The organism is Roseburia faecis (genome assembly GCF_001406815.1).
GTDB classification, from domain to species: domain Bacteria; phylum Bacillota; class Clostridia; order Lachnospirales; family Lachnospiraceae; genus Roseburia; species Roseburia faecis.
In genome coordinates this window covers 223063-237025 of sequence record NZ_CVRR01000033.1, presented here as the reverse complement: position 1 = coordinate 237025, position 13963 = coordinate 223063, and the positions used below count along the sequence as shown (strand labels likewise).

General features: G+C 33.7%; 6 protein-coding genes. All 6 read right to left on the bottom strand.

What is annotated here, in order from left to right; all coding sequences use genetic code 11:
* Positions 1 to 77 precede the first annotated feature (77 nt).
* Positions 78 to 3971 carry a serine protease family protein gene (locus M72_RS11140; protein WP_055068267.1) on the bottom strand — a complete coding sequence of 1298 codons (3894 nt, stop codon included), beginning with the start codon at positions 3969 to 3971 and terminating at the stop codon, positions 78 to 80.
* The gene (locus M72_RS11135) at positions 3955 to 4995 is read right to left on the bottom strand and encodes an MBL fold metallo-hydrolase (protein WP_141652733.1); all 1041 of its coding nucleotides are present in this window, start codon (positions 4993 to 4995) and stop codon (positions 3955 to 3957) included. Before M72_RS11135 ends, M72_RS11140 begins: the two co-directional genes overlap by 17 nt.
* Positions 4996 to 5014: 19 nt before the next feature.
* Entirely contained in the window at positions 5015 to 7738 is a 2724-nt protein-coding gene (locus M72_RS11130; protein WP_055068265.1) for an ATP-dependent DNA helicase, read from the bottom strand.
* Positions 7739 to 7900: 162 nt separating this feature from the next.
* A complete protein-coding gene (locus tag M72_RS11125) occupies positions 7901 to 9841 on the bottom strand; it encodes an AIPR family protein (RefSeq protein WP_055068264.1) in 1941 nt (646 codons plus the stop codon).
* A 33-nt stretch (positions 9842 to 9874) separates the two neighbouring features.
* Positions 9875 to 12313: a DUF2357 domain-containing protein gene (locus tag M72_RS11120; RefSeq protein ID WP_055068263.1), complete on the bottom strand. Its 2439-nt coding sequence runs from the start codon at positions 12311 to 12313 to the stop codon at positions 9875 to 9877.
* 12 nt (positions 12314 to 12325) lie between these two features.
* Positions 12326 to 13963: an McrB family protein gene (locus M72_RS11115; RefSeq protein ID WP_261291824.1), complete on the bottom strand. Its 1638-nt coding sequence runs from the start codon at positions 13961 to 13963 to the stop codon at positions 12326 to 12328.

Sequence of the window (13963 nt, the reverse complement as noted above, 5' to 3'; positions counted from 1 at the left end):
AGTAAAATGCTGGCATCTATCATCTATAATTATGGCAAATTTTGTGATGATTTTAAATCCACCCTGAAACTAGGCGCTTACATTGAATCTCCATATTTTGAAATAAACTTTTCCAACAAATCAATATTACTTTTGTATTCATTGTTATCTATCGTAATTAGGTTTAGAGAACGTATCATCATAATATCTTGATACAATTCGGCATAATCAGGGAATTCTTTTATCGTCTTTCCAATCTCCTCTAATTCTAGTTTGAGCATTTTGTTTATCGAATCAATAGTTTCCGGTATGGAATACTTTGAGGTAACAAATAATGCCTCATTTATCTGAACCAATTGACTAGCTATATAGATAACACTTGCTATGGCTCCATTTCCCATATATGCAGGTGGCACAATAGTGTTTTGCCTATCTGCGCCGATTACATATTTATGTAACTGTTCAACATCTTTTGCCAACGTAAAACTATTAATTGGAATATTAATAAATAGAAAATCTTTGTATTTATCATCAGAAATAGCAAAACATATTTTTCTAATTCTATTAAATAAATATCCTCTTTCTGCAGAAATAGTACCACAATTGCCTACTAATTTTTGCACTTCATAGTATATTTTTTCTATTAATGTATCGCTCTCACTCATATTAACATGAAGAACAATAGTTTCTTCTATAAACTCTATTTCTTGGACTTCTGTATAATCACCTATCTCTTTCTTCAAATAATCATCAATGGATCGCTTATTCTTCTTAAAAGATTCGTATGCGTCATATACAATATTATTTTCATGACGATAACCATTCAAATAAATCCACTTTGTCAGAGCAACAATTTTTTCGAGGAGAATTAGTTCTTTTTCCTCATTAACCGCACAATCATAAGCAGCAAAAAAGCTTTTATTTGCCTCCAAAAACTGATAGTACAATTCGTACGACGAAACTATATTAAAAAATTGAAGTCTACAATACTCTTTAGGATCCTTATTATTTGCAAGCCCCTCCATCATACTGTATAACCCATTTATATAATTATTAACACCACTGAAAAACTTATTACAAGCATCTCCAATCCACAGTCTATCGGCTTTTCCTAGTGTTTCGTGTTGTTCATTTTCAACTGCACTCTCTTTCAGGTTACTGACTTTCAGATTATCTGCATCATTACTAATTCCAAATTTATCTCTAGCACACTTAGGAATACTAAAATCTCTACCTTTATTTAGCTCCACTTGTATTTGGTTGATTTGCTTTGGATCAAAGGTTCCTTTTCGGTAGAATTTTCCCAATTGACATAACAATTCTTCAAACAAATCTATAATCTTATTTCGATAGGAATTGATATTATCAAAAACATCTTTCCAATCATCGAGAGAATTCTCATACTCCAGCATTCTATGGCATATACCATTCAATTCTGTAATCCACTTATCAGGCAAATTTTCTTTAGGGATGTGTTTTTCAGTGTCTGGAATATTAATATCTAAAATTTTAGTCCCTAAAAGAGTTACATTATACCTTTCCAATTGAGGATACAAACATGAAAGCATATTAATTGCATACATACATTTTTCATTGTATCCAAAATCCTTTATAGCTCTATTTGCTTTAGATTCAGGATAATAATTTGGAACTACCTCTGCAAAGATTTCATTATCTTTTATATATAGAGAAACAATATTAGCATCACTTAATAATTTCTTTTCATATTTATTCTTTATTTCGTCGGCCTTTGAGTATAATCCTTGAGATATAAGTCCTTTTACAAGTCCTAATAATCCCATATAATCCTTTGGTTCCTTGACATCAATTTCCGAACTGATACTAATTGATACACCTAGTTTATTTGCCCAAAATAAAATGTAACCTAAGCTACGAGTATTCACGGTCTTCTTTTCTACAAATTCAATGATAGAATTTGCGATATTTTCTAAAAATCTTTTTGGATATTCATACTCTAGGAATCTCGTTGTTTGCCTATTAATCAATGAGTTAACTTCATCAATTATCCCAGGTCTTTTTTTATCATAAATTTTAAGTAAGTCACTCGTTGTTTGCTGAGTATCGATAAATCCAGTAATATCACATAAGGCAATCATCACATAATTATTTGTAAAAATACGATTTCCTTCTTCAATTACCTTTTTATTTACCGACAAGTAATCTGTTATAGAAAGCCACAGCAGACCTCTAAGAATATCTTCAACAACAGATAAGTCCTCAAATGATATATTAGAAAACTCGTCAACAACCTCTTCACTTACTTTATTTTTACTGAAGTATTTCAATAACAAATACATTGTACTATTATCGATAACAGACAAAGTCAAAAGCAATGCTTGCAAATAATTAAAACCAAATTTTCCCTCTAAGCACTTTATTATCAAATGAGCCCTAACAGAGTGAAGACACTTTATTCTTTCTCCATTGTCTGAGATTTTTACAAAAAACTCTTTTTCAAATTGCTGAAGTAACTTGCTAGCATTTTTTAACTTAATTTTTTCAAACAGCACATCTAGTTTTATAGATAAGTCATACTGACCAGCAATTGCGATAACCGCTAATACATTAAACCACTCTCTTTCATCAATTTCACTGTCAATCCGTGTTATTTGATTATTTATTTTCGCTTCTAATGTCATTGAATGATTAATCAAATAAATAAGCTCTAGCAATGGTCCTCCATTACCAAATGTTTTCCAAAGATCATCAAACGAAATAAAAGTATTCTGTTCGTATTGAGAATAGATTTCTCTTGCCTCGTCTTCATATAGTTCCAGCGATATTTCTTCATAGCTGACACTTCCACGACTAATATTACTAGAATTATAATCATCCTCACGTACAGTAACTAATAAACGAGCATCCGGGAGATGCATGGAAATAGCATTTAAGATTATTCCCCAAAATGTATCACCAGGCTGAACATCATAATACAGTACATATTCTCTATCTTCTAATTCTCTTTTGAGGAAATTAAGTATTGCCCATATCGAATTTTCATTAGTCAGCTTCTGAATACATATAATCTGCTCCTCAGCATACCGTTCTAGCAAGTATCGATATGCTAAACTAGTTTTTCCTTGACCTGAAGCACCTCTTATTAAGACGATATTCGATTTTTCAAAGTTAATTTCAACTTGTTCTATCCACTTATTCCTTATTACATCTAGTCTTTTTCTAATATGCTCAGGTCTAGCAGTAATTCCTTCTCGATATTCATTTTGAAGTTTTTCTAGCGAAACCTTCTTGGATCCCAAAACATCTATTGTTACTAAATGGCTCATGTACAAATCAGAGTTTTTAACAACATCTGATATAACATCATTCTGTACTAATACATCTTCATCTACGCCAAGTTTAACTAAAAGTGAAAAAATGACATCAACCGATGCACCACACACAGCATTATAAGATACACTCTTATTCAAAACATTTGTTTCAATACCGCATAATTTTACATTTTTTCCATTTATCTGATAAACACCACTACCAGAGTAGCCATCCACTGTTTCTTTTTCGTCGGTATCAATTGAGCCGAGCTTCTCATTAAGAGTCACAAACAGTTTGCCTGGAAGAATATCATTAACTTTCCCTTCTAGCATATATGAATGAATATCCTTGGAATCTTGCAGAACATGAGGGAATCCGTACATCTTAACCCTTTGTCCTATAAACGGATAAACCAATCTCAATTTCGAAAATATAAATTGAGAATCTATTATAAACGCTGCCAAATCATTCTCTATATCAAATGAGCTTTTTATTACTTTAAAATCAATTTTCTTCTCTTGTCCTTTGTCAATTATATTTATAAATAAATCTTCGCTTGAAAAAGACTCCTCATTGATAATATGATACGCAGTTAAGACGATTATCTTATCATTAGTTCTAAACGCAACTCCCGAACCGTAATTATCACAATATGTAATTTTAACCGCATAATTCATTAAAGGATTATAATGATTCTCCACTTACATCAATCTCCATGTTTCCTATATTTTTAAACTGCATACCGTATTTTTGATATTCGTCACTAGTGAATATCTCAGTATATGGTTCATAATTACAATAAAAAGTTACCGGTTCCAATGCATTTTCTACTATACGCGCCAGGCATTCCTTCGTAGGCAATCCCTTCCAATTAGTCGAAATCAAATAATTCCTGCAATCCAAAATTCTAATCAATGAACCGCTAGTGCTATGAGAACTTCCATGATGTGAGACCTTGACAAAATCTACATGTAAGGGGTTATTCTCGTAATATCCTCTTCTTCTCAATTCGCGCTCAACTTCAGATGATTTTGCATCACCCAAACATAAAATACTATGATCATTATCTGAGACCAAAACGGCAACACTACTCGCATTAGCCTTAGTTACTGAAGATTCATCAAAAGTTCTCTTTAATAAATCCTCTACAGAATACCCATAATCATTTTTTCTTGCAGCTGTTTGCAAGTCAGCGACTTCATCTTCTATAACTTGATACTCATCAGAAGATACAAATTCATCTAGGCACTCTTCGCTTGGTGATATTACTTCCAAACACCATTGATCAGCCTGTTTCTTCATCCCTGAAATAATCGGTGCCACTAGTGGTATATTCTTAATCTTTAAATACTCATAAAGTTCTTTTCCTTGCTTACACGAAGTAAGGCACGAATTATCCTCGACATATAATCGCTTCTTCTCATTCGACACAGATCTTTCTATTTTCTCTCCGTAGTTAAACCACATCTCGGATAAATATTCATCATTAATTTTCTCATCCTTAATTAGTGATAAGAAGCCGCTAATATGATCATTATCCATATGCGTCAAAATAGCTAAGTCAACCGGTCCATTCTTGTCTTTCCAATCACAAACATCATTTTTCAAAATGTATCTGCATTCTTTTCCCATTCCTCCATCGATAATTACCATCCCCGGAGTACAACCATCAAATTTGATTTCAAGACAATCACCAGCTAGTGCTGGTAACATTTTTAACTTCACTTACAATATCCACCTCTTTTTATAGTCCATACTGCTTCAAAATATTAATATCTTTATTGATATCCTTAGGTTTTATTGTTGAAAGTACCTTTTTCTCAACCTCAGGAGTCCAATAAATTTTAAGTTTCTTCTGTGCCCTTGTTATAGCAGTATAAAAAATATTGTGAGTAATTAATTCATCAACCTCATCTGTAATAACAATCTTTACTGAACTATATTCCAAGCCTTGAGCTTTATGAATTGAAACTGCATATGCAACCTGAAATGGAATAACATCACATGCTGAATTGTCATCATCCTCATCTGTACTCTTTAACTTATTAACATAGAATCTGATTACAGAGTTTTCTGCATCAGGATATTCATCATCAACAAGCATAAAATCAGCTCCGAAAGCATCCATACCGTCGATGACTTTCTCAAGTTCTACATCAAAAACAATTCTTTCCTGCGGTTCATCTTCATCAACTATTTCAATACTTCTTATTTTCCCCTTCATATTATTGTATACTCCGGTTCTAAACCGCTCATTCTCATTAAAAAGAACAGGATCTCCAACCTTAAAACGTTGAATCCCCAATTCGATAGGCTCATTAGGATTACTCTCTTGTAAGAATCTATTGATATTATTTATGCCATAAAGGCCATCATAATTTAAACAAAGAATAATCTCATCATCTTCTGCAGCATCAAAAATTGACGCATCCAATGTTACTGAATAGTCTTTACGGATAATAGCCTCCAAAATTCTATCATCCATTGCTCGTACTCTTTCCCATAAGGTTAATAATCCGGTGTCGCTTGTTCTATACGGCTTGGTTAACTCAAATACTGCTGTTTCAGGTATAAACGCCCTAGCCACACTAAACCAATTACCAAATCTTATGGCAGAAATCTGATATGTATCTCCGACCAAAATTAGTATTTTGAATTGAGCTTTTTGCAATACTTGCCACATATCTTTATTACTAACTGTACTGCACTCATCAATAACCAAAACATCATATTCCGTTCTTATATTTGATCTTTTAATGAATTTGGCTATTGTCATGTACTCACTATCAGCAGCTGTAACTTTTCTTTTTAGATTATCGACAGCAGGATTTGTCTGTGCCAAAAACAATTTTGAATTAGCAGCAAAATAATGAGACAGATGGTTTATTAAAGTTGATTTTCCCGTTCCGGCAGAACCATAAATAAGTGCTACACATGATTGATCAAACATGTGTAACATAGCTTCTTTCTTCTCGTCACAATCCACTCCATTATTAGGATCTTGTAACCAGACAGCCATCTTGTTTGAATAATTCTGTATTCCTGAAATAGTAAAAGCTTTCAAACGAGAAATAATGTTTACCGTATCATTCTTGTATCCATTAATGAAAATCTGGCCTTTTTCAATAACCAACTTTCCTGATTCAAAATGACCTGACCATAATTTGCCATTATATGTATCTACCAACTGCGGAATGTTTTCAAATCCATCCAATTCCTTTAATGAAGTAAATAATTTCCCTTCTATCTCCGTCTTGTTATGAACAAACCTAGCCAACAACTCATGCTGATGATTCTTCACCGGTATGCATTTAAAAATATCCGACAAGCGAGATGTATGTCGCATCGGAAAACTGATAAAAGGCATTTTATCAAAAGGAATACATCCATTCTGCAGATACAGATTCGAAAGATAATTATTACTTGAGCCACCTCTTTGATCTTTTATAAACACATTATTCATGTGCAGCAAAATGTATCTAAGAATATTAGCACCCGGCCTATCTCTTTTGATTATTTCTCGGCTCTTATCTAACGCATCCATAAAAGGAAATGCTCTAGCTGACTCAAGAATCGTACTTCTTGCCGCACTATACTTTTGATCTGAAAAACATACAAGCTCAACCAAATTAAACCCAGTGTATGTTAAAAAGCTTAAGAGATTTAGTTTTTCACTTTTTCCTGCATCCTTATGCTGACCCGATACAACAGAGATAAAATTCTTAAACTCACAATCACGAATAGAAACCGACCAGTTTGTGACAATCAAAACTGGCATTGTCATTCCAAGTATTTCGATATTATCTTCAACACAAGTGAGTCTTACGGCATAATCATCCGAAATATCATATTCCGAAAAAGCAATAATTCTGTTTGACTTATTTACATAATCATTTGCTGGCGTAAATGTTATTTCGTAGTATATCTCCCCCTCAACAAAGAAAGGCTTCTTTTTCAACATATAGTAACGTTCCGATTTACCATATCTGACACCATTATATGTTTTTATCTTTACAGCAATCTTTTCATAATACTCTTGAAGTGTTTTATCTAAATCAATTGGAAAATCTTCGAGATTATCAAGTATTTCCAAAGAATACTTATCATGAAGAAACTTCCTTAGTTTTAGCAAATACTCATAGTATTTGAGCATTAATCGCTCTGAGTTTTCCTCATCCATAGTATAATGAGATGCAACAATCTGAAGAAAATCATGAAAGCTTCTTATATCCTTGTACCTACCCTGAGCTTCTACATATTCTATAGCCTTGCAAATGTTGTCATAATCATCAGGAATATCATTGCCTCTAGCATAGATTTTAAGCATAATATGCTCTACAAAATTCCTTAGCTGCGCTAAAATGTCTTGAGAAACCATACCTCGTGTTTCACCATTTGCTTCAGCTATATGCCTGCATATATTTCTGTTAATAACCAATATCTGCTTATCGATATTTGGAGTACCCACCAATAATTCCCCCGTCCTAAGTCTTTCTCTATAATCTAATTCCTGTTATATCCAAATTGTCGTATCTTTAATAATTCTTTCCACCATGTTTCCCTATCCATAGTTGCATCATAAGCTGACAGCGCTTTTATTAATTTCCAAGATACTAGATCTAAAGCCTTATCAGCTCTTATATGTATCAACGAACTTTTTATAGTTTTCTTCTAATGACATATCTATCTGTATCTTTTCATCTACCTTATCATTAAAGACTTTTGTACTCTTCTTGTCTCTTACCCATGTATTCAAATTTGGATACGTAACTGTCAATTCCTTAATTACAAGAATTGTACCTGTTAAAAATTCATCACGAAATCTATTAATCAGACTCAACTGAAAATCTTTATCTGAATAAAACTTGTCATACATAAAGACTTTCTTAGCATCTACAGCTGGAAACTCCGACTTAAATGCATAGTAATAAGACATACAATAAAATGCACATACGTTACATATTGCTTTAAGCTTTTCATAATCAGCAATTCGATCCTCTATTTTTTTCTTTTGATCATCATCACAACTATCTAGACTAATCTTAGCCTGCTCAATTCTTGCTTTATATACTTTGTTAAGACTTTTTTTAGCTTCCTTATACAAATAATGTATAAATAAAAGTTCGTCTATTTCAGTCTTTTCCTTTTTAAATAAAATCCCCTTAGGATCATATGCATCATAGTGGAAAATACGATGGTAAAACTCATTTAACAAATAATCAGACTGCTTATAGTCTGTATCAAAAATAGCTGTTTTTTTATCTTTTCCTGTAAAAGGATCACGCATAAAACCAGCAAACGCCAACTGTGCTAATTCTTCATTTGTAGTCATTTGATGCTTATATAACTTTACATCAACAGGTGCTTTCATTCCTCGACGAATCTCCATATAAATATGAGGATCATCTCCATTAATCAATCCATTATGTAAAAGCAACTGTTCTTCTCGATTTGATGCCATATCTCTCGTAGTAATAGGATTTTGTGTATTATTATAAATAGCAATTCTCGACCGAAATTCAGAATCATTTACTTTCAAGATGCGCACTAAAACAAAAACTTTCTTAAGTTTTTCAATATCCTCCTCAGATGCATCCATCCTTGCTTCTTTTAAAAATCTACCTAATGCAGAAGTAGTTTGTGCACCATTAATGATAGAAAAATTCTTTAAAATGATTTTTTCTACCGCTTTATCATCATCCTTTAATCGTTCAGTGTCATAATCCTCTGCAAGAATAGTAATTCCATTATTGTAAAACCAAAACTTTTCCGGCTCTTCTCGTATCGTTTTAGCCATGCCGTCAAAAGTTTTAGACTTACCAAGTGCCTCTCGCAAATTTTGTCCAAACAAAATATTTCTTCCCAATGATGTATTTGTGTATTTTATGGCTAACTCAGCCAAGTCATAGCCACACAAATTCAGAACAATAGCTGGCTCATTTTGAGATTCTTCATATAAATTAAAATTATTAAACGAATCAGCGCCAAAGCTTTCTTGTGCAACTTTTGGAACCATTTGTAATGAACTATTGCGAATCACTTCCAATTCCGTTCCCGTAATAACCTGCTCTACGCCCTCTTTCTGTCCCTTAAAATAATTATCTACACCTCTATGAACAACAATATACCTACAGTTTGATTTGTCCGAAGAACTAAGTGATGTTTCTGCCAAGATTACTTTTAAATTATCATTAAGATCCTGCGGTTTCTTCATGTAGGTAGAAATAGTTTTTTCCATGTAACTTAAAGCCTGCTTTATCTCAGACTGTGATAATTCCGTATTTTTAACTTGAATAAAATCATATGTATTTTCATCAACATTTTCATGCTCAATCACAATATCAATCCCATCATCTGGTGGCGCTACAATATATTTTGCTAATGATGGAATATCGGAATCAGACATTTTTTCAATATCAATTCCTTTTTCCTCTCCATATAACGTTTCAAGAACAACAATTTCAAATGCATCATTCTTTTGATTTTGCCTTACAATTGGTTTTCCCGTAGGAAGTCCCACACATTTCTGATAATAGTTCTCAATAATCTCATCAAGTAATCCTTGTTTCATTATTAACCCTCCGTAAACTTATGATCTAATCTCTTACAGCCATTTCTCAGTTACAACCTTAGGTGAATGTGGACTGAATGTATCATTTCCATTCACGCTATTCAAATCACTATTATTACAGCTAATCTTTGGCTCAGTGCAGCTTACTATCTCTACCTTAAGAACATAATAAAAATCTGCAGTTCGTTCTTTTCCATCGTTAGATCCAGTCTCTGTCAGCAAGTCATCAAGCTGCTTTTTTGAAACCAATTCTCTTGATTTTATGATTCCTTTAAGTGGCTCTATTTCATATGTACCTGTAGCATTAATATCATTCTGATAAAAGCGAATATACTTTGCTTTTCCTATATCTTCATGATGTGAATACACTGATTCGCCCTTGATTGCATAGTAATAAAAAACAAAAGTCCTGCCTTCAGATAAAAGCCCTTCTCTACTCAGTAACTCATAATAATCAGGTCTCAAATAACCGATAACACACAAATCATTATGGATATTCTTATTGTCCTTTTCCTTACCTGTAGTTCTTTTATCTAACGTACTAATCGCAGGTTCACCAAGTACAAGGTTGCTATAAGACAACATACGGTTAAGTCTGCTGTATTTTCTGCTACGCGCTTCAATGATTTCATATATAAAATCCTTCAATGCATTTTCACTGTCCGTCTGAATACTTGGTTTGATTGCAAAAGCACCTACTCCTGGAAGAACCTCCTCAAAGAGTCTGTAATTCTTTGTCTTTGAATCAAAATCTCCAGGATACAGGACGTAACTTCCTACAGTTCTTCTAATTGCATCATTGTATGTATGCATTTTCAGAAGATCTCCTCGCTTGTATGTATTCGTTACGCTATCCTGTTTATCATTTTCAACTTCTTCCTTTATTTGCTCCTCTGTCATTTCATTTTCATCAGGTCCGATAAAAGATCTTAGATCCGTTATCCTGTACTTCGCATCAAAATGAATATAGCTTACCGCACCTTCTCTGATGGCATCTTCAGGTTTAAGATAATCCGAAGGATACACTTCCAGCGTGTAATCCGGTCTAAACGGCCTTGAATATGATCCTGCATACTTTGTATTGGAAAACTCTTCCCTTGAAAAGGTCCTGTTATAATACAGATTCACCCTTGTACCCAAATCAGGGAGAAGAAATGCCTGACAAGAAGTCTGACCTTCGCTTAATGAAATAGTTAGACCATTGTCAGTATTGATGAACGGCTTTTCAGAAGCCTGTACACATTGGCAATTTTCGATTGAACTGATAATTTTTCTAAGTTCAAAAAACAGCCAATACTCATACAGTAATGCCGTATTTTTAGATTCACCGCTATATGCCTCCTGCTCACCCTCCCAATTCAACTGAAGAGCAAGATCAACCATAGCTGCTGCGTAAAAGACTTGTCTATATCCTTCTCTCTTTTCAAGTACCTGATTATTCTGCGGCATAATCGTAAGTTCTCTTACATCATCAAAGAAATGATCTCTCAAAATGTCATCAGTAATTCTTTGAATCTCTAAAGCCTCCCGATAGCACTCCGTATACATATTCTGTCCTGCATTTTTTCCTTTTGCGGCATCAAGACTTGAACAGAGCTCTCTACATATCAGGTTAAATTTTTTCAAAGCGAACTTCACAAAACGGTTTGCAACTGTATCAAGACTGTCATACTTTCTTGTTACAGCAACTTCTTGAGGCATAGGCTTTCCATTTACCATCTGCCAGCCTCTACTATGAGAAAAAGGGCTGGAATAAAAGCTTGCACTTGGAGAACCCTGTCCAATTGGCTTAAGTACTTCATCCTTCATAAGCATTCTATCCGGATTACGCTTTATATGTCCGAAAAGAGCCTGTAGGTTATGTGAGTAACAGAATTCCCTCAAGAAAATAAACTGCTCCAAAAGCGTCTTGGCACTATTGGTATCAGATGTTTCAAATCTGTTCGATGTAACACCTGAATACTCCAGCAAGATTTCTGCGCACTCTTCAGCCAGCTTTTTAGTCAGCTCAATATAGTCCTCTTCATAATTCATCTTCTGAGGTACTATTTCAAAATCGACTACAGTGTCATCTGAAGAATTTTTTAAATGTGTTCTTCCAAGGTAGTTAATAAATCTAAAGGATAATGCATCTCTATCTCTGGTTACTTTGAGGAACTTATTATTCTTCTCATTTGGGAAACCGAGATTCTTACAAATCTGATCCGAACCAGTTTGAATGTCATCCTTTAATCTGCATGTATAAATAGCTGTTTCGCGTAGTCTTAATATTTTCTGTCCATCCACTGAAGTTGCAATATCAAGCTTTGAGAGCGCAGCTTTAGACGCAGCTTCTTTTTCTTCATAGGCAATCATATCTGTGCCTTCTTCTTCAGTAGCTACGTTAAAATCAATAGTATCCCACTCGCCCTGCGGATAAATCACTATCTCTATTCCATTTTTATCTTTAAATGAAACTGCTGCTATACCCATTAAAACACCTTCTTACATAAAGCTTGCGTACTGATACTTATCAAGTCTTTTCTTCATCTGCTCTATCTTTTTCAATGACAAAGTCATTTCTTCTGAGTCTTCCCCGATTCCACTTTGGCATTTTTCCTCAAGAGTATTTAATAACTCTCCTATCTGTTTCCTATCGCCATAAATTTTAGGAAGAATCTTCTGAACAATCTGTTCATCCATTGTTCTTGTGGGATTAAAATCTTCTTTCTGCAATTCACATGCTGCTGCAAAATACTGACGGATTTCCTTGACTGTACGATAAGCAAATTCAAATCCGCTCTCTTGAAGAATCTCATAAATACTATCTAAAAAGTCTTTTACTTGCTCAAGTGTATTCTGTTCCACATCACACACACCATTTCTAATAACAGTTGCAAGCCTTGTAAATCCCTCTGCAATTCCAAAGTCAGCTGGAGCAATATTTCTTACATCGCTTGCACCTGTCATAATTGCAAGAACATCATCCTTTTCAGGTTTAAATTCAACGACATTAGAGCGATCCAATACTTTAGGGCTAAACATATATGTTGTCTCGTCTATATTTACAGTTCCAGTGACAAACAAATTTTTAGGCAACCTTATACTTTCAGGAATTACTACATCAAGCTCCTCATCACTATCTCCGTCCTTCAATATCTTATACAGAGGGATTTCTTCATCCGACTCCATAGCACTAAGGAAATCAGAGAAATAACGTTCAACATGAGACAAATTCATTTCATCAAGTATAAGAAAATAAGGAACTCCTGGATTCTTACAAGCATCAAGAATAAAATCTAATGTAGGTGTTGATACATATTTTTTCTCTAGTGGATTGTAAAAACCAAGCATCTTAGTATTATCAGTCCAATCTGCACCTACCGGAACTATTAACCAATTTCTCTTACCATCAATTATTCTCTCAAGGTACTGTGAAAATTGCTTAGCAATCCTAGTCTTTCCAGTTCCACTGTTTCCTGTGAGGATTACAAATGGTTTCGCAATAAGTGAATTAATGTAACGTTGTGCAAAGCTAGCATCAAAACCATCTGGCAAGTCTTCAAGTTTAAATTCTTGCCATTCAGTACCATTCTCTTCTAAATCAATTTGGTAATCTACATCTAAATATGGTCTATTATCAAAGAAACGAATATAGTCTCTTATATAGTCTTTACGTATAGCCGCAATAAAAAAGCCCTTTGGTGTTAACACTCTCTCGAACATCTGACTCGGAATGAAATCATTTGGGATATTCACTTGAGTTCCTGTTGCACCTGTAGTCTCTGATAGTCTAAATGATATGTTTGAAATTGATTTTTCATCACTTTCAAGACTAAGCACATAATCTTTATATCTATCTTGTTCTTCATTTACGCCAAAGCAAAAATATCTAAGATTATTACTTTGCGCATATTCCCAAGTGACAGCTCTTTCTTTTGATCCACTATCACGTGTATCAAAGAAATTCTGCTTATTCCCCTGTTTACAACTAATTGGATAAATAAAAATTACCGTCCTTATCCCATCGAATTCATACTCTATTCCTCGTCCATTTGTATCAGGAATAATTTTAACTTTCGCAGAATCGATATCTAAGTAGTTATATATTGTTTTTATAGCATCTCTATACGTATAAGCCAT